This is a genomic window from Peribacillus sp. NPDC055009 (assembly GCF_053608705.1).
Window position 1 is genome coordinate 1 of the sequence record NZ_JBSGVZ010000011.1, and the last position, 18,229, is coordinate 18,229.

Sequence of the window (18,229 nt, forward strand, 5' to 3'; positions counted from 1 at the left end):
CTTATAAAAGTTAATATTTATTTAATTTAACAAATAAACATTAGAATAGGAGGCGTAGTCATTTCTGGCTAGTGAACAGTATCGAAAAAAAGGAATACATCATCAATATTTTTTGGAGGCGAAACAAGTGAATAGAGGACGTTTAGTTTTAATCAATGTCATTGGTTTGGTTATTATCATAGCGGTATTAGCCGGTGGGGCTTTTTACTATTATGAAAGCACGAATTTCATTAAAACGGATGAAGCGAAGGTTTCAGGAGAGCTATATACCATCGTTGCCCCCGCTGCCGGTAAATTAGCAGATTGGGACTTACATGAAGGAGACAGTGTAAGTAAGGATGACAATGTTGCCAATGTAACCACTTTAGATGGAAAAGAAGCGGTAAAAACCGCAGCACAGGGTACTATCGTTAAAACACAAGTGCATGATGAGCAGCTTGTTCAAGCGGGTCAAACGCTGGCTCAGACCATCAATATGGATGATCTGTCCATAACGGCTAATATTGAAGAAAATAAATTAAAGGATATCGAAAAAGGTGACAGCGTAGATATTATCATCGATGGAGATCCCGATACTATCTTCGAAGGTACATTGGAACAGATCGGTTATGCTACAACGTCCGTCTTTTCAGTGATGGGCAATCAAAACAGCAGCGGAAACTATACGAAAGTCACTCAAAAAGTACCAGTTAAAATTTCCATCAAAGCACCATCCGATAAAGTTCTGCCTGGAATGAACGCAGAAGTGAAAATTTCAACTAAATAAAATGGCTACACAGTTATACAGAAAGGAGGCTTTTCTTTAAATGGCTTCTCAAACCATCACAGTAAATGAAAACAAGGGAATGAAGCAGTTTGCCCCCATGTTAATTATCTTAATGCTAGGTTTGTTCATGGTCATTTTGAATCAAACCCTGCTTAGTGTCGCCATGCCCAGGATGATGGCAGAATTCAATGTAGCTGCGACTACGATTCAATGGTTATCAACTGGATTCATGCTCGTGAATGGAGCCTTGATCCCACTGTCCGCTTTTTTAATTGAACGGTTTGGCACGCGCATTTTATTCCTTGCTGCCATGTTTTTATTCACCATCGGGACATTCATCTGCGGCATCGCACCAAATTTCCCCGTCATCCTTACAGGCCGGCTGATTCAGGCGGCTGGCGGCGGGATCCTGCAGCCATTGGTCATGACGATCATTCTTTTCATCTTCCCTCCGGAAATGCGCGGGAAAGGCATGGGAATCTTTGGACTTGCCATTATGTTTGCCCCTGCAATCGGCCCGACTTTATCTGGTTGGGTCATTCAGGAATATAGCTGGCGGGTCATGTTCTACGCAATGGTGCCATTAGGCATGATAGTCATGACACTCGCCTTTTTAAGTATGCGTAATGTAGCAGAACCAAAGAAAATCAAATTGGATTTGTTGGGTGCGTCTCTATCCTTGCTGGGAGTTGCATCCTTACTATACGGTGTCAGTGAAGCGGGTTCCAAAGGCTGGACGGATCCCATCGTTCTGGGAACGATCATCATCGGGCTGATCCTTTTGACGCTTTTTGTGGTTCAACAGCTTAAATCGGAAACACCTATGCTCGACTTCCGTGTATTTAAGTATGACATGTTCGTATTATCGAATATCATTTCCGCCATCGTCACAGTGGCCATGTTTACCGGGATATTCTTATTACCTATATATTTACAGACTTTAAGAGGCTTCACACCAGTTCAATCCGGCCTATTGATGTTACCCGGAGCCCTTGTGATGATGGTGATGTCACCCATTTCAGGAGCATTATTTGACAAAATCGGACCTCGTCCATTAGCACTAATTGGTTTAGCGATTACTGCCGTCACAACCTTTGAGTTTGCTAAATTGACTACGGAAACTACCTATTCGACTTTGGTCATCATCTATGCCATCCGCGCACTTGGAATGTCTTTACTGATGATGCCGATCATGACTGCTGGGATGAATCAGCTTCCCAAGCATTTGAATACACATGGTACGGCAATGAGCAATACGCTTAAACAAGTGACCGGAGCCATTGGTACGAGCTTCGTCACAACCATTTATACAACCCGTGCATCTTTCCATGGAACTGCTTTAGGAACGGAAATGAGTACGAGTGATCCCGGTTTTGTTCAGAATTTCCAAACAATCGTTCAATCCATCATGAGTTCGATGAATCAAACTAGTGAACAGGCACAGGAAACTGCCATGTCGCTGATTTCTTCACAAATCCAGGGTCAAGCAAATGTGATGGGAATCAATGATGCATTCTTTTGGGCAACAGGCTTTGCAATTGCCGGTATCGTTCTTTCACTGTTTTTACGTGACGTTCGGAAGGACAAAGCAATGAAAAAAGCTAAACAAGAACACTTGGATGTACCTTTGCTTCCTTCACCAGTAAAAAAATCGGTTTAATTAAATGGGGGAATAAAAATGAAGATCTATGTTGTTTACGACAGTGAAGGCAACCATACGAAAGCACTTGCCGAATCAATAGCTCATGGGGCCGCCGCGGTCCCCGGCGCTGAGGTTCTCATTGACCATGTGAACGAGGCGGATGTTTATAAGCTCCAGGAAATGGATGCCATCATTTGGGGCTGTCCCGGTCATTTCGGCACCATCAGTTCGAGTTTGAAAACATGGATTGATAAACTTGGGTATCTATGGGCGGAAGGTGCGCTGATCAATAAAGTGGGTGCTGTGTTCTGTACGACGGCCACCGTACATGGCGGACTCGAGGCTACAATGCTGAACTTAATCACCCCTATGCTTCATCAAGGCATGATCATAGTTGGCTTGCCCGGCACTGTCCCGGAAAACGCCTTATATGGCTCCTACTATGGAGTAGGAATAAGCTGTCCGCCCGGTGTGGATGACAACATCACCAAAAATGACTTGCAGCTTGGAGAAGCATTAGGAAAACGGGTTGCCCATGTCACCTGTTCATTCATAAACGAGCTCTAGGAGGCTTGATTCAATGGGCATAATTCTAATTATCATCGTTGCCATATTAGCGGTTACGGGCTTGATCACATACAATATCAAAGCCTTATCCCCTGAAGGTAAGCCGCCGGGTGTCGAGGAAGAGAACTCGTTGGAAGAGTCCGCTTTCTCTTCGGCTGATGATTCCGTAACCGAAATCATCTCCCAAGCAGACAATGATGAATTGAAAATGAAAGATCAGGATTATCGTTTGGCACTTTCCAAGCTTCACAATCAAAAGCCAAATGATAAGCCAACTGCAGAAAAAAAGCCTAATCTTCGCAAAATGAAAGACAAGGAATACCGTGGTACATTGGAAGACTTCCGGCAAAATGGCGATTGAAGCACGTCACCCCATTCGGCATATTCGCCTCTTTTGGGGTTTTCCACACTGCCTTTAGCTTAAAGATAGACCTGCAGGCTTAACTTATTTTTCTGGTTGACAAATATTCACAAAGACTTTAAGCTAAGGTAATGTAACACAAACATTTTTTTAAACTCAGCTTTTGTTGAGAGACGGAATTTTAAAAGGATTTCCTTTTTTCGTTCGTCACTTGCCTTTTTGGCAGGTGGCGATTTTTATTTTTACAGGGGTGAAAAATATGCAACTTTTGAAGTATTCCATAATGGTCTTAATCGGTTCGATCTCATATGGCACATTATCCACCATGATGAAGTTTGGATTCATGGATGGCCATTCATCCGGAGAACTGGTCGGCAGTCAATACCTCGTCGGTTGGCTGATTGTCTCCGTGTTATTTCTTTTTTCGTTTAAATATAAAGTTTCATGGAAGAGTGCCGGATTACTTTTAATCACGGGCATGATGTCCACTTTCGTCGGAAAGGCATATGCCGTTTCCGTATCCGAGCTTCCCGCTTCCATTGCCGTTGTCTTTTTATTTCAATTTACCTGGATAGGCGTCCTCATTGAAAGTTTCATAAATAAAAGACGCCCGGATAAAAATAAACTCATTGCCATTTTCGTTCTCTTCATCGGAACATTATTGGCAGGCGCGATCTTTGGTCAGCCTCTATCCGGCCTAAGCCTAAAAGGCGTATTGTTCGGTCTATTGTCTGCCTTGCTTTTTGCGCTATATATGTATTGCAACTCTCAATTCGCAGTTGGGGAATCTTCAATGAAACGGCTGTTTTACATTGCAACAGGTGGTATGCTGACTGCTGTATTCACAACTAATCCCGTCACACTTGTGACGAATCTTGTCCAAACGAACCTATGGTACTACGGTCTGCTGCTCGGCACATTGGGTGTTTTAGTTCCTTTCTTTTTCTTTGCTGTCAGTTTGCCCAAAGTGGGTGTCGGCCTTGGAACGATTCTTTGTGCTGCGGAACTGCCCTCAGCGATGGTCGTTTCCGTCATCTTTTTGCATGAACAGGTTACGTCACTGCAATGGTTCGGGATGTGCTTGATCATCGTAGGCATCGCCTTGCCTGAGGGAATAAAGCATCTGCCGCATTTCCTTCCTGACAGAAAAAAAACGATGCATGAAAAAAGGATTTCATAACGTGCATGCGCACAAGAAAGACCATTCCCGTTAGAGGAATGGTCTTCTTTTGTATATTGTTTTTCCTTTTCTTCTTAAGAATCCAATTGTTGTACTTGAAATAGGTTGTAGTAATGCCCTTGCTTTTTCATAAGTTCTTCGTGTGTTCCCATTTCCGTAATTTCCCCATTATCGATATGAACGATCCGATCGGCATGGGTGATGGTGGATAACCGATGGGCCACGATGATGGTTGTCCGGTCTTTCGCTAAAATATCCAGCGCCTCCTGGATGTAGTGTTCACTTTCCAAATCCAATGCGGATGTGGCTTCATCAAGTACAAGGATTGGCGGGTTTTTCAAAAATACCCTCGCAATGGCCACTCGTTGCTTTTGGCCTCCGGATAATTTAACTCCCCGCTCCCCGACTTTCGTTTCATATCCTTCTTTCAGACCCATGATGAAGTCATGGGCATTCGCCGCCTTTGCCGCTTCAAATACTTCTTCATCACTTGCATCAGGTCGTCCCATAAGGATGTTGGCCTTAACCGATTCGCTAAATAAGATATTATCCTGTAGAACCATTCCTATTTTATCTCTTAGAGAGCGGACTTGATACTTACGGATATCCGTCCCATCCAATAATACCTTTCCCTCCGTCACATCATAGAAACGGGAAATCAAACTGACGATCGAGGATTTCCCGCCGCCGCTCATCCCGACAAGTGCAATGGTTTCCCCTGGTTTGACATCCAAGTTTATATGTTTCAAAACGGGTGCCTCTTTTTCGTCATAAGCAAACGATACATCCTGAAAGGTTATTCTGCCTTCCACATGCTTAAGCTCTTTCGCCCCTGGTTCGTCATCGATATCATACTTCTCATCCACAAACTCAAAAACCCTGTCCATGGACGCCAATGTCTGGGTCATTGTCGTCGAAGAGTTAACTAAACGTCTGAGGGGATTATAAAGCCGGTCAATGAAACCGACGAAGGCAACCATGGTACCCAGTGACAATTGTTCATGAATGACCTGATAACCGGCAAATCCTATTACGAGCAAGGGGGCAATATCCGTGATCGTATTCACGACGGCAAATGACTTGGCATTCCAGCTTGTATGCTTTAGGGCCTTATCGAGGAAATTCTTGTTTTGCTTCGCAAACAATTCCTGTTCCCTGTCTTCTATCGCAAAGCTTTTGATGACTGACATCCCTGAAACCCGTTCATGAAGGTGACTCTGTACATCAGCTAACGCTTGGGATCGAATCCTTGTATAGGTTCTCAGCTTGCCAAAGAAATGCTTAATCGAAAATGCGTAAAAAGGAAGCATGATGATCGATACAACGGTTAACTTCACGTCCATTGTAAACATGATGACTATCACTATGATGATCGTTGCTATATCGAGCCAAAGGTTCATCAAACCCGTGATGACAAAGTTCTTCGTTTGTTCCACATCCGTGATCATCCTCGAAATGACCTCGCCCACCCTTGTATTGGAATAATATTTAAAACTCAGTTTCTGTATATGAGTAAATAAATCATTACGAATATCATATAAGATTTTCGTTCCGGTCCATTGCGCAAAATATTGTCTGTAATACTCAATCGGCGGTCTAACTGCAACGAAAATGAAAATCATGATGGCCATTGCCCATAAAAGGCGTTCGGATTTCACGGCTTTGGACAGGTCACCATTTCCGATGATGTCATCCACTATATACTTACTGAGCAATGGAAGCAGAAGCGGAATTGCGAACTTTAGCAATCCAATCAGTACCGTTCCGATTATCTGCCATTTATATGGTTTGACGAATTGCAAATATCTCTTAATGCTCCCCACGGAATACCTCCTTTTCTGAATCATTAAATCCAAATGAAAAAAGTCCATAACAGCAATTTGGAATCTTATATGCACTGTTCAATTATATTTTCCTTTTCGATGATTAAGTATCAAAAGGATTTCATTCACTAACTTTCAAACACATTTAAAGGAGGTTTAATGGTTCCTGCATCGTGATAGATTGAAACAGTTGTGTAGATATATGTTACACAATGAAAAAGCCTGCCAATTAAGCAGCAGGCCTTTTCTATCATCGATAGGTTAAAAAGCGTTCATACCAACTATCAATAAACTCTGCGGAGAATGGTCCTTTTCGCTGGCGTATCATATAAATCAAATAGTCTACGTTCTGTTTCAATATTGAATCGATGGCATCCGGGTAATTCATTTCTTTCCGATGCCTTTCATATTCATCCTCATCCAGCAAATTAAACGTCATATCTGGGAATACTTTAATGTCCAGGTCATAATCAATGTATTTCAATGCTCCCGAATCGTATGTGAACGGCGAACTGATATTGCAATAATAATAAACCCCGTCCTCTCTCAACATACCAATAACATTAAACCAATACTTTGAATGAAAATAGCAAATCGCCGGCTCTCTCGTAATCCAGGTCCTTCCATCTGATTCCGTTACCATAGTACGGTCATTCGCTGCTATCACCAGATTTTGGGTCCCTTTTAAAACGGTTGTCTCTTCCCAGATACGATGGATATGTCCATTATGTTTATAGCTGTGGATTTGGATTTTTCCTCCTTCGGCAGGAACAATCCCCATTTATCTCTCCCTACTTTCTATAGACACCCTGACAGCGTACTGTGCCCTATTCCGTTTGCAGTTGTTGTGTGTATTTAAAATATATACTTTTTTCCATTTACCCTATATTCCTATATTATAGCGATTTATTCACAAATTTAAAACAAAAGTGGCTAATCTCCCAGTGAAAATGTGTAAATAAGTCGAAAAAGTCTGACCATCCACCCATTTTAACTAAGAAATTAGCCGGTTATTTATCGTATGGCAGCCTGTCCTTGCTGAAAATAACGGATGACTTCTTCCGTTTGCTTCTCGAACATATCATGGATACTTTTCAATTCCTGCTTTTTGAGTTGAATCTCTTCCTGAATGGTGACCGCTTCACTCTCCTCTTCCAGGGCAAGGAGTTGCTTCTCTATATCTTGGCATCTTTCGATTTCGGATTGTAAAAGTAAAAGCTTATCCATCGTTTTCAACTGGTCGTTAATAAGCCGGTTAAATTCCTCCATGAATGCACCTTCCTAATCTGTATTTTTTCTATAAGTATGTATATTCTATTTTAATCAGCTTTTTCCTTTGACATAAAATGTAAACACAACGAAACATTTGTCGAATACAATGAAAGGCAAAAAAAAGCACCCTTCATAAGAAGGATGCTTTTTCATCGGCAATTAGCCTTGGTTTTTATTGCTTTGAGATTTTTGGTTTTGTTGTTTCACTTCTTGAACGTTAGTTTCAGAAGCAAACTCTGTACCGAATTGGCCTTGTGCTTGACCTTGGCCTTTTCTTTGTTGAGATTGCGCGTTTTGTTGTCTCACTTCTTGAACGTTAGTTTCAGAAGCAAACTCTGTACCGAATTGGCCTTGACCTTGTTGAGATTGCGCGTTTTGTTGTCTCACTTGTTGAACATTTGTACCTGCTTGTGATTTATTCATGTTTTTAGCCATTGATATCACCTCCACGATAATAAGATAACCATTATCCAGGAGTGCTATCCAACAAAAATCATTTAAATTTTTCCAGTTACATTAAACAAGCAATGAAATGCCTCCATCAACAATTACGGTTTGTCCACGAATCATACTGGCTCCATCGGAAATTAAAAACAGGATGGTATTCACCATATCTTCCACCTCGACCATCCGGCCAGCGGGAGTCTGATCTGCCGCCTCAGCAAGCATTTCATCCCGATTCGGGAAAGACTTCAGGGCATCCGTATCGATCACACCGCCTGATACGGCATTGACACAAATATTTTTTGCAGCCAGTTCGACCGCTAAATATCTTGTCAGTGCTTCAAGTGCAGCCTTGGAAACTCCAACAGCTGTATAATTTTTCAAATAGCGAATGGAGCCCAGTGAACTGATGCTGACAATTTTCCCTCCGCCGTTCCTCTCCATTAATTTCGCCGCTTCCTGTGCGCAGAAAAGGAGGGCTTTTGTATTGATGTCCATGGTCCAGTTCCAATGGGATTCCTCCAGCTCCATCAATGGGCGCTGCACTCCAGAGGCCGCATTATTAATGAAAATATCCAAACGTCCATAATAAGCATCGATTTCCTCGAACATGCTTTTCACTTTCGCAACGTCACCGACATTTGCCTTAACTACAAGGGCTTTGCGCCCTAACGCTTCAATTTCGGCCGCCACTTCTAATGCTTTCGACTTGCTCCGGGCATAATTAATAACGAGGTCGTAACCTTCCTCTGCAAGCCTTATTGCCGTGCTTCTGCCTAAACCTTTACTGCTACCTGTAACGAGTGCCACTTTTTGTTCCATACGTTTATTCATCCTTTCTGAGTAAACACCTAGTAATAAAAATCATTTTTTAAGGAGTGTTACTGTTATGTATGTTGGACGTGATATGACAGAGTTATCGATGATGCAAAAATCGGATTGGGAAAATAGTGAACTTGCCTATTTTCATCACTCCCTTCAACAAATGGTACCTTATTTAAACCAAGAAGGACAGAGTATCCATAGCGAAATTGTCAAAGAAATTGAAAATAGAGGCGGACTTAATAGACAAGAAGCAGATTATACCCATGGAACGAAAACCATTTACGATTGATTTTATACGGATATCGCTTTAATAATCAACAAAAGGAAGAGGATATCTTAGCGGATATCCTCTTTTAGCATAATATCCCTGTTCCCACGGAAATACAAATCGCACCCAAAAAATAAAGAATGTAATATGATTGAACCCACGAATGCTTGAATACTATAAAGATTTATTCGATACTCTCTTTTTCTTTATACGCTCTCATCATTTTTTGGTGGGAAACCGGAAATGCCAACTCCTCCATCTCTGCCTCACTCACCCACTTAAGTTGCTGTTCTCTTAATGTCTCTTCACTGATGGCTTCTTTGACCACTCCGATATACGTGTCCACTTTCCAAACGAGGTGTGAGAAAACATGTTCAATTCTTACAAGTGATTCAGTGATTTCCGGTTTGACGCCATACATTTCCTGAAACCTACTTTCGAAGAACTCCCTCTTATGCAAAAGGGATGAATGGTTTTCGAAATTCGGATATTCCCAAAGATTTGCAAGCAATCCTTCTGGTGCTCGCTTGTGAATTAAAAACTCACCTTTTTCATTCGTTAAAACGGCAGCTACAATTGGTACATCCCGCGTCTTTTTCTTTTGGATTTTCACCGGCAATTCCGACTGAACCCCAGCTTCAAATGCTAGACAATGACTTTGGACGGGACATAATAGGCAGGCAGGCTTACCTGGTGTACAAATCAATGCTCCAAGTTCCATCAACGCTTGATTGAAGGCAGAGGTATGTTCATGATCGATCAGCTTTCTGACGGCTGCTTCGAAAGTTTTTCTTGTCTTCGGCTTTGCAATATCTTCATATATCATCAATATCCTTGATAAAACACGCATGACGTTTCCATCAACGGCTGGCTCCGGCTTACCGTATGCGATACTAAGTATCGCACCAGCTGTATAAGGGCCGACACCTTTCAATTTGGATATTTCATCGGGATCATCCGGTACAATCCCATTATAGGATGCCTTCACTTCCTGAACGGCACTATGCAGATTCCTTACACGTGAATAATATCCCAGCCCTTCCCATGCTTTTAGGATTTTCTCTTCATCGGCATTGGCAAAATCCTCGAGTGTAGGAAACCATTCCACAAACCGGTTGAAATAAGGAATCACCGTGTCCACTCTCGTTTGCTGCAGCATTATTTCAGAAACCCAAACACGGTACGGGTCCTTATTTTCCCTCCATGGCAATTCTCTTTGTTCTTCGAGAAACCAGGAAACCAAATCTTTTTGAAATTCATCGATTTTTATTTTTTCTATTGTCGGGATCGTTATTTCTTTCACATCAGTTCCTCCAAAGATGTTACACTCTTATCAAAATTGGGAATACCTATAGTAGGCCATTCTTTTTTTAATATCATGTTCATATTCATTTATTTGTAAAGATTCACGGAAATAAATCAAAATTATATTCATTTGATGGTTAATATATAAATACGGTATGATGAAAGAAGACCATTTTTTTCAAATTGTGGCAGGGAGGTTAGTTTTTTGGATACAGGTACTCACTTTGTCATGGGAATTGCTCTTGGAGGTCTTGCCACATTAGATCCTGTCATTGCGCAGAGCCCAGTCACTGCAAGTGCAGTCATAGCAGGTACGATATTGGGATCACAAGCTCCGGACATTGACACTGTTTTAAAATTAAGGAATAACGCTGTATATATACGAAACCACCGTGGAATCACGCATTCCATTCCCGCTGTTTTACTCTGGCCCTTGATTATCAGCGGAGCACTTTTCGCCATCTTACCTGAAGCAAATTACCTTCATCTTTGGCTTTGGACCTTTTTAGCCGTTTTCCTTCACGTGTTCGTGGATATATTCAATGCTTATGGGACCCAGGCTCTCAGGCCGATTTCGTCAAAATGGGTAGCTTTAGGGGTCATCAATACCTTTGACCCGTTCATTTTTGGAATACATGTTGCCGGCCTGATATTATGGGGCTTTGGATTTCCTCCAGGCTATTTATTTCTTTCCATTTACGGAATACTCGTCATTTATTATATTTCCAGGTTCAGGGAACAAGCTTTTATAAAAAAAGTGGTCAAAAAGCAAATTCCAGGAGCAAGGAAAATCCTATTATCACCGACCATGCGTTTTCATCGCTGGAAAATTGCGGTGATTACCGAAAAGAATTATTATGTGGCACGGGCCGATAATGGATATGTGACGATTCTAGATACCTTCGATCGAGTGCCATTGCCTGAAAGTGAAATTCTTGAAGCCGCCAAAAAGGATATCAACTTGGCAGCCTTTCTGTCCTTTTCGCCGGTTTACCGATTTGAAATCGAACAGATTAAAGAATATTATGAAGTCCGTTTTATCGATTTAAGATACCGCAGCAATGGATATTACCCGTTTGTGGCAGTGGTCCATTTAGACAGCGAATTGAATATCTTGAATTCTTATACCGGCTGGATCTTTAGCGAAGCGAAACTGCAGAAGAAATTGAATATTATTTTGTAGTCACTGCGTATTGAAAAAGAGCTGATTCCAGGGAACCCCTCTGGAATCAGCTTTTTTAATGCACTCGATTCTGCTGATTTAATAACTGTTGATATTTAGGGTTTTTTGCAATGAATTCGTGGAATTGCTCACCGTAGTTATCAATCCAGGTCCTTACAACTCGCGATGTCATTTCTTCTCCGGCATATTCATGCCCGGCCTTTGCATAGGTCGCCTCGAAATCTTCCCATAATAATTCCACCCAAGTCAAAGCTTGCTCATACGTGATGTGTTCATTTTTCTCAAGCAGTATCTTGGTTAATCTTTCATGGTAATCATTCATTAGAACCACCTCATTGCCAATATTTTTACAGAATGAACTATACTGTTCCATACCCATACTAGTGGTAAGCGGAAACGCTTCTGTCTTTAATCTGATGCTTGGAGGAGAAAAATTTGCGAAATAAACAAAAAGGATTCCCCAACCAAAACAATAATAAATTCCAAGGCGAGCCTCGTGCCAAAGCAAGGTATGCTTCAAAGCGTGCAGATGGCAGTATAAATACACACCCTCAAGAAAGAATGAAAGCCTCAAACGAGCGATCGAATTAAAAGATGCACCAGAAGGAATCGGGTAGTTCCCCGGTTCCTTTTTATTTTAACATTGAAATCGGCAGTGCTTCTTCCTTACCGCTTCCGCCTAAGCGGTATCCCCAGGCGAATACGCCATTCATATAATCAATTTTGAAATAGACACCGGGATCTCCGTCAATTTGATATATTTCACCTTTTTTGAAATCATCCGGATTTAACAAATAGGCCTTTGCCATCGTCACTTTTCGTTCCAATACTGAAAATTCATTAACCATTCCCAATTGCTCTGCTTTTCTCGCTTTTTCAGTCAACGCTGCAATTTCCTGCTGTAGTTCATAGGCGGACAACTTGCTGTATCTTACGTCGCTCATATATATGACTCCTTAAATGAAATATTAATTTACCTCTATATTAAACAAAATTTTGTGATTTGGCTATCGATGCACTTAATCCCCATCAGGATTGGAAAGATAACGCTCAATCAATTCTATTGGAAAACCTTTTCGGTATAATGCCTGCTTCATTTTTTGTTCATATTCGAAGCCTTCATGGTTTTTATATCGACGTTGCATTTTTTCGGCATGGTGGCAAAGAGAATCCCATTGTTCATCTTCATCCTTTTCAACCGTCACATCTTCAAGTGCTTCATGGATGACATCTCTTGGGAAGCCTTTCCGTAACAAGGTTTGTTCAACCTTCAGCTTTAAAGCTCGTTCGGAAATGTTTTTTTCCTTTTTGACCGCTTTTCCAGCAAGTTTGCTTGCATGTTCAATCTGAATATCATAGGGGTATTCCTTCAATGCCTCGACAACCAACTTTTCTTGCACCCCTTTTTCCTTAAGCTCGAGCTTAAGGGTAGTGGGCCCTTTATTGCCGCCATTCACATGGGTCCGTACGTAAGCCTTGGCAAATTCAAGGTCGTCTAAATAGTTAAAGCTGTAAAGTTTATGTATCGCTTCCTTAATGATCGGCTCTTCCGTTTCCTTCTTTTTTAAATAAAGGCGAATTTCCGATTCCGAGCGCATCCGGTATGATAAATAATTAAGTGCATCGGTAAATGCTTTTTGGATTTCATCATGGAATTGTATTTCAGCCAAAAGCAGGTCATCAAGTTCCATACCCTTTTTTAAGTGAAATTTAAATAGCACTTCTTCGTCTACACTGAAGGCATATTTTTCGTCAACGAAAATGTTATAACGATCTTTACGTTTCTTTTGGGTTGTTATTTTTGTTATGTTTGGCATAAATCCACCCCCTCCACTACTTTACCCCTTTACGTTTACCATTTCTATATATAGCATGTCTAAAAATGAAAAAAGAACATGGGCATGTTAAAGTGAAGGAAAGAAAGGGAAAGGAAGTGGTTTTCATGAAAATAGCCATTGCTGGTGGAAGCGGTTTTGTCGGCACAGCCCTTATTGATGAATTATCAAAAGAAAATCATGATATATATATTTTGACGCGTCATCCCGAAAAATTTAATAAACAGACTAATTTGACATATATCGGCTGGTTGACCAAGGACGCAAAGCCGGAAAAACAATTGGCAGGGCTCGATGTTTTCATTAACCTTGCTGGTGAATCTTTAAACAGCGGGCGTTGGACACCTGAACGAAAACGCCGGATTGTCGAAAGCAGGGTCGAAGCTTCCAAAGAGATGAACCGGATCATTTCCATACTGCCCGATAAAGTGTCCGTCATCATTAATGCAAGTGCAATCGGATATTATGGTATTTCGGACGATGAAACCTTTACCGAAACCTCTGAATCAATTGGTGATGATTTCTTGGCCCTTACTGTTCAACTATGGGAAAAGGAAGCGGCTAAATCACGCTCTTACAGTAAAAGGTTGATTCTGACAAGATTCGGGGTGATTCTTGGAGAAAAAGACGGTGCACTGCCAATGATGGTCCTCCCCTATAAACTATTCGGCGGAGGAAAGATGGGCAAAGGGAATCAGTGGCTTTCCTGGATTCATATCCATGACGTGGTCCGTGCAATCATCTTTTGCATGAACGATGCTCGGATAGAAGGTCCAGTCAATTTTACTGCACCGAACCCCGTTCAGATGGATACATTCGGGAAAACGATAGGAGCTGTCCTGCACCGGCCCCATTGGTTGCCCGTACCTCCCTTCTTCCTCAAGAAACTGCTTGGGGAAATGAGCATACTTGTACTTGAAGGGCAAAATGTACTTCCCGCTAAACTTAAAGTGGAAGGATTCACCTTCTCCTTTCCAACCCTTAAAGAATCTTTACAAAATATCTTAAAAGAAGATTCTCACGTATGAAAGGGTCATTTTAGGAAAAAATAGGGATATTAAGTGGAATGGAGATGATCTAATTGCTTAAAAAACACGATAAAGAGAAAAGTAACTTGACTAGTACACAAGCGATTCTTTATGCTCGCGAATTTAAAAAAGCAGATCGGGCTGGTGGATATACCGAAAAGAAATCCCGTCGTTAAGTTTGGAGTTTTTTCCCGTACATTTTGAACAGCCACTCAACACAAAATAAGCTGGAGATGATAAATGAATTCATCTCCAGCTTATTTTTTATTCTAGGGGGCGCTAACATGGGACGCAATAACATACACCATAATCGAGATAAGAACAAACAGAAACTTCCTCAGGTTCCTAAAAACCTGAAAAGTGATGGACTTGACGTTGAATATTCTTCCGAACTGGCTGACCAGGAAGACATCGAGGCACAAGCCCGGGCAAATGCGGCTGACCGCCGTGCTCATAATCGCCGCTTATAAGCAGGAGAAACCAACCAAGGGGCTGTTAATCAGCCTCTTATGTTTTCTTTATTTACATAGCTTATCCACAGCCCTGTGTATATTGTGGATATATTCAGAAAATACTGATAAAAAACAAGTACAATAAATCACCTTATCAACATGAAAATAATGTTATTTCTGGATAACCCTGTGGATTATGTGGATAAAGTAGATTTTAAGCTAACCACTCAGCATTATTATTGTGGATAACTATTCTCTCTCCTTGAATTGTTCCACAGGATTATTATTTATATAATAACTATCTGTTACGGTCTATATTATGTCTTACCTCCAAGTATTATTGTATGCCAAATGACTTTTCCACCCCTAACTTGTCAGTAGGCTTATTGCTATTGACCCCAGCATTAAAGAAGGTTCCCCAAACTTTTTCCATCAGCATTTTCTTCCAACTGTTTACGAAGCATGAATTTTTGCATCTTCCCACTTGCGTTTCGAGGCAGCTCATTACTGAAGATATATCTTCTTGGACGTTTATAGTTCGCCAGTGTTTCACTGTTCTTACACCAGGTTTCTAAGTCGGATTCCGCTAGCGTTGGGTCTTTGGCTACGATGAAGGCCGTTACCATTTCCCCCCAATGATCATCTGGCTGACCAAGGACTGCACAGTCGAGAACTCCTGGATGCTCATATAATGTATCCTCCACTTCCCGTGGATATATATTTTCCCCACCGGAAATGATCATGTCGTCCACCCGGTCCTTGACCCACAGATATCCATCCTCATCCAGGAAACCGATGTCACCGGAATGGTACCAGCCTTTGTAAAGCGCCGTTTCGGTCTCTCTATCTTTTTGAAAGTAACCCCGCATGATACATGGACCCTTCACAAGGATCTCCCCTGTTTCCCCAGGTTCAAGCATATCCTCGGGATCCGATGGCCCTTCTTCATTCGGGCGGACAATGATGATTTCATGTTCGGAGCATGCCTTGCCGGCAGAACCCGCTTTCCTAATTTGATCTTCCTCCAATAGGAGAGTGATGGCGGGACCCATTTCAGTCATTCCATAAGCTTGGATGAACTGCATGCCGAGTTTCTCCTGACAGGCCCTTACAAGTGAGGGGGCCATCGGGGCTGCTCCATAAAGCCCAAGCTTCAAACTCTGGAATTTATAATCATCCAAGTTTTCCTGAATGAGCATGTTCCACATCGTCGGAGCAGCAAAAAACTTGGTGATCCCCTCGGATTCAATCAGTTCCATTACCTTTTTGGGATTAAACTGATGTAATATGACATTTGCGGCACCGACCTGTACGCGAGGTAAAAAGGAACAGTGCAATTCGGCACAATGGAACATCGGTGCAGTAATCAAACCGATATCAGAGCGTTCGTACTTCATTGCTTTTATTAAAATCTCTGCTTGTTTGACCATATCTTTATGAAGGTGGATGACCCCTTTGGGCCGTCCGGTAGTCCCGCTCGTATACATGATGGCATAGATATCATCCTCGTGAACATCCACTTCTTCTGGCTTTGATGAGATGCTGGCCAATTTCTGGCGGTAACCTTTGGCATATCCAGGTACATCATCATCAATATACCAAAAGGCCGTTTCCGAAAAACGCTTTTCAACCGCGGCAACGTTCGCTTCCAATTCGTGTTCGAATAAAACGACCTTTGGAGCAGCGTCGTTCAAGATGAAAGCCAACTCTTCCGGCATTAACCGGAAATTGATTGGATTAAAGATTGCACCGATTTTTGCACAGGCAAAGAATGCTGTTGCAAGCTCTTCATTGTTGTAAAGGTACGTAGAGACCCTGTCCCCTTTCCGCACCCCTTCCGCTTGAAGGGCCGCCGCCAACCTATTCACCTGCTCATTCCATTGAATGTACGTATAGCGGATATTTCTTCTCACGTCGTAGATAGCTTCTTTAATGGGGAATTCCTGAACCGTCTGATCAAAGATATTTTTAATCGTCACTGACATATCATTTTCCTCCTCAAGTAGGCCCACCATCAACAGGAAGAGTTCAGGCAAAGCCTGCGATGGTCGGCTTCATCCCTTTTCAGCTTTTACTTTCGTGCGAATTACGAATATTCATAAATGGAATGTCCAGATTCAGTCCAATCTTTCTATGATGGTCGCATTCGCCATCCCATGACCTTCACACATTGTTTGCAGCCCATAACGGCCGCCAGTCCTTTCTAACTCATGGATCATTGACACCATCAATCTGGCCCCGCTGCCGCCAAGAGGATGACCCAAGGCAATCGCCCCGCCATTTGGATTCAGTTTCTTCGGGTCTGCCCCCGTTTCTTTTAGCCAGGCAATCGGTACAGGAGCGAAAGCCTCATTCACTTCAAAGATGTCGATATCATCAATTGTAAGACCTGCTTTTTCCAAAGCTTTTTGGGTGGCGGGAATCGGCCCCGTAAGCATCAGGGTGGGATCTGACCCGACAACAACCCGTGTATGCACTTTAAAGCGCGGTTTCAATCCAAGCTCTTCGGCTTTACTGCGTTCCATCAATAATAAAGCGGCAGCACCGTCACTGATTTGACTTGAATTCCCCGCATGGATTAAACCGTCTTCTTGGAAAACCGGTTTCAATCCAGCAAGTACTTCAAGCGTAGTTCCACCCCTTGGGCCTTGATCTTCCGTAACTTCGATATGATTTCCTTCTTTATCAGTACCCGATACTGATATCATTTCACGATTAAAATGTCCTTCTTTTTGAGCACGTATTGCCTTGGCATGGCTCTCCACGGAAAACTGATCACAATCTTCACGTGTTATTCCCCACTTATCGGCAATTCTCTCAGCTGATAATCCTTGGTTGATCACCTCATAAAGGTCCATATACTTTTGGCTTGTTACAGCACCTTGATAATTAGACCCCATGGGAACTCGTGACATGTTTTCCACTCCACCTGCCACTACCACATCCATATCACCCGACAAGATGGCCTGGGAAGCGAAGTGGACTGCCTGCTGACTTGATCCGCATTGACGGTCAATCGTCGTTCCCGGCACTTCAATCGGAAATCCGGCAATCAGTGCAGCAACCCTTGCTATATCACCGGCCTGTTCGCCCGACTGTGAAACACAGCCTAAAATGACATCATCGACAATAGCCGGATCGATGCCCGCCTTTTCAATCAGCTTCTTCAATACTTCCCCTGCCAGATCATCAGGGCGGACGTCTTTCAAAACACCGTTCCTTCTGCCTACTGGCGTGCGAATCCCTTCAACGATAACCACTTCCCGCATATACTCTCT

22 protein-coding genes are annotated in these 18,229 nt (G+C 42.3%); 11 read left to right on the top strand and 11 right to left on the bottom strand.

What is annotated here, in order from left to right:
- The first annotated feature begins 127 nt into the window (after window positions 1-127).
- The 5 genes from ACWF5P_RS16745 (at window position 128) to ACWF5P_RS16765 (ending at window position 4,516) form a co-directional block, all read left to right on the top strand.
- Window positions 128-766 (top strand): HlyD family efflux transporter periplasmic adaptor subunit, encoded by a 639-nt coding sequence (locus ACWF5P_RS16745; protein WP_434167899.1) that lies wholly within the window; start codon window positions 128-130, stop codon window positions 764-766.
- Window positions 767-806: 40 nt separating this feature from the next.
- Window positions 807-2,426 (top strand): DHA2 family efflux MFS transporter permease subunit, encoded by a 1,620-nt coding sequence (locus ACWF5P_RS16750; protein ID WP_101225962.1) that lies wholly within the window; start codon window positions 807-809, stop codon window positions 2,424-2,426.
- Between the two features lie 18 nt (window positions 2,427-2,444).
- Window positions 2,445-2,975 carry an NAD(P)H-dependent oxidoreductase gene (locus ACWF5P_RS16755; protein ID WP_434167900.1) on the top strand — a complete coding sequence of 177 codons (531 nt, stop codon included), beginning with the start codon at window positions 2,445-2,447 and terminating at the stop codon, window positions 2,973-2,975.
- A 13-nt stretch (window positions 2,976-2,988) separates the two neighbouring features.
- On the top strand, window positions 2,989-3,336 hold the full coding sequence (locus ACWF5P_RS16760) for a hypothetical protein (RefSeq protein ID WP_434167901.1): 348 nt from the start codon (window positions 2,989-2,991) through the stop codon (window positions 3,334-3,336).
- Window positions 3,337-3,595: 259 nt separating this feature from the next.
- Window positions 3,596-4,516, top strand: coding sequence for an EamA family transporter (locus ACWF5P_RS16765; protein WP_230178800.1), 921 nt, complete (start codon window positions 3,596-3,598; stop codon window positions 4,514-4,516).
- Between the two features lie 74 nt (window positions 4,517-4,590).
- Here the strand turns inward: ACWF5P_RS16765 and ACWF5P_RS16770 are convergent, their stop codons facing one another.
- The 5 genes from ACWF5P_RS16770 to fabL form a co-directional block, all read right to left on the bottom strand.
- Window positions 4,591-6,339: an ABC transporter transmembrane domain-containing protein gene (locus ACWF5P_RS16770; protein ID WP_434167902.1), complete on the bottom strand. Its 1,749-nt coding sequence runs from the start codon at window positions 6,337-6,339 to the stop codon at window positions 4,591-4,593.
- Between the two features lie 250 nt (window positions 6,340-6,589).
- Window positions 6,590-7,120 (bottom strand): nucleoside tri-diphosphate phosphatase, encoded by a 531-nt coding sequence (gene ntdP / locus ACWF5P_RS16775; protein WP_048685440.1) that lies wholly within the window; start codon window positions 7,118-7,120, stop codon window positions 6,590-6,592.
- A 233-nt stretch (window positions 7,121-7,353) separates the two neighbouring features.
- Window positions 7,354-7,608, bottom strand: a complete 255-nt coding sequence (locus ACWF5P_RS16780; protein WP_452445089.1) for a YgaB family protein — start codon at window positions 7,606-7,608, stop codon at window positions 7,354-7,356.
- 162 nt (window positions 7,609-7,770) lie between these two features.
- Window positions 7,771-8,046: a gamma-type small acid-soluble spore protein gene (locus ACWF5P_RS16785; RefSeq protein WP_434167903.1), complete on the bottom strand. Its 276-nt coding sequence runs from the start codon at window positions 8,044-8,046 to the stop codon at window positions 7,771-7,773.
- 81 nt (window positions 8,047-8,127) lie between these two features.
- Window positions 8,128-8,877, bottom strand: coding sequence for an enoyl-[acyl-carrier-protein] reductase FabL (gene fabL, locus ACWF5P_RS16790; RefSeq protein WP_230178804.1), 750 nt, complete (start codon window positions 8,875-8,877; stop codon window positions 8,128-8,130).
- 67 nt (window positions 8,878-8,944) lie between these two features.
- On the opposite strand from fabL, the gene ACWF5P_RS16795 reads away from it, so the two are divergent.
- Window positions 8,945-9,169, top strand: a complete 225-nt coding sequence (locus tag ACWF5P_RS16795) for a hypothetical protein (RefSeq protein ID WP_101225956.1) — start codon at window positions 8,945-8,947, stop codon at window positions 9,167-9,169.
- A 163-nt stretch (window positions 9,170-9,332) separates the two neighbouring features.
- Here ACWF5P_RS16795 and mutY read toward each other — a convergent pair whose 3' ends face one another.
- Window positions 9,333-10,451, bottom strand: coding sequence for an A/G-specific adenine glycosylase (mutY, locus tag ACWF5P_RS16800; protein ID WP_434167904.1), 1,119 nt, complete (start codon window positions 10,449-10,451; stop codon window positions 9,333-9,335).
- A 207-nt stretch (window positions 10,452-10,658) separates the two neighbouring features.
- Here mutY and ACWF5P_RS16805 point away from each other — a divergent pair, with 207 nt between their 5' ends.
- Window positions 10,659-11,636 (top strand): metal-dependent hydrolase, encoded by a 978-nt coding sequence (locus ACWF5P_RS16805; protein WP_260359074.1) that lies wholly within the window; start codon window positions 10,659-10,661, stop codon window positions 11,634-11,636.
- Window positions 11,637-11,691: 55 nt separating this feature from the next.
- Here the strand turns inward: ACWF5P_RS16805 and ACWF5P_RS16810 are convergent, their stop codons facing one another.
- Window positions 11,692-11,958 (bottom strand): YfhJ family protein, encoded by a 267-nt coding sequence (locus ACWF5P_RS16810; protein ID WP_101225953.1) that lies wholly within the window; start codon window positions 11,956-11,958, stop codon window positions 11,692-11,694.
- 113 nt (window positions 11,959-12,071) lie between these two features.
- Here ACWF5P_RS16810 and ACWF5P_RS16815 point away from each other — a divergent pair, with 113 nt between their 5' ends.
- Entirely contained in the window at window positions 12,072-12,227 is a 156-nt protein-coding gene (locus ACWF5P_RS16815) for a small, acid-soluble spore protein K (protein ID WP_034305387.1), read from the top strand.
- A gap of 41 nt (window positions 12,228-12,268) precedes the next feature.
- Here ACWF5P_RS16815 and ACWF5P_RS16820 read toward each other — a convergent pair whose 3' ends face one another.
- Together ACWF5P_RS16820 and recX are read right to left on the bottom strand one after the other, a co-directional pair.
- Window positions 12,269-12,580: a YfhH family protein gene (locus ACWF5P_RS16820; RefSeq protein WP_063234815.1), complete on the bottom strand. Its 312-nt coding sequence runs from the start codon at window positions 12,578-12,580 to the stop codon at window positions 12,269-12,271.
- A gap of 75 nt (window positions 12,581-12,655) precedes the next feature.
- Window positions 12,656-13,453, bottom strand: a complete 798-nt coding sequence (gene recX / locus ACWF5P_RS16825) for a recombination regulator RecX (protein ID WP_452445090.1) — start codon at window positions 13,451-13,453, stop codon at window positions 12,656-12,658.
- Window positions 13,454-13,578: 125 nt separating this feature from the next.
- Between recX and ACWF5P_RS16830 the strand changes: the two genes are divergently transcribed.
- From ACWF5P_RS16830 to ACWF5P_RS16840, 3 genes are all read left to right on the top strand, one after another.
- Window positions 13,579-14,499, top strand: coding sequence for a TIGR01777 family oxidoreductase (locus ACWF5P_RS16830; protein WP_452445112.1), 921 nt, complete (start codon window positions 13,579-13,581; stop codon window positions 14,497-14,499).
- A 53-nt stretch (window positions 14,500-14,552) separates the two neighbouring features.
- Window positions 14,553-14,675 carry a YfhE family protein gene (locus tag ACWF5P_RS16835; RefSeq protein WP_081088510.1) on the top strand — a complete coding sequence of 41 codons (123 nt, stop codon included), beginning with the start codon at window positions 14,553-14,555 and terminating at the stop codon, window positions 14,673-14,675.
- A 108-nt stretch (window positions 14,676-14,783) separates the two neighbouring features.
- Window positions 14,784-14,969: a YfhD family protein gene (locus ACWF5P_RS16840; protein WP_101225951.1), complete on the top strand. Its 186-nt coding sequence runs from the start codon at window positions 14,784-14,786 to the stop codon at window positions 14,967-14,969.
- A gap of 386 nt (window positions 14,970-15,355) precedes the next feature.
- Here the strand turns inward: ACWF5P_RS16840 and ACWF5P_RS16845 are convergent, their stop codons facing one another.
- Entirely contained in the window at window positions 15,356-16,936 is a 1,581-nt protein-coding gene (locus ACWF5P_RS16845) for a fatty acid--CoA ligase (RefSeq protein ID WP_434167906.1), read from the bottom strand.
- 132 nt (window positions 16,937-17,068) lie between these two features.
- Window positions 17,069-18,220 carry a thiolase family protein gene (locus ACWF5P_RS16850; RefSeq protein ID WP_452445091.1) on the bottom strand — a complete coding sequence of 384 codons (1,152 nt, stop codon included), beginning with the start codon at window positions 18,218-18,220 and terminating at the stop codon, window positions 17,069-17,071.
- Between the last annotated feature and the right edge of the window lie 9 nt (window positions 18,221-18,229).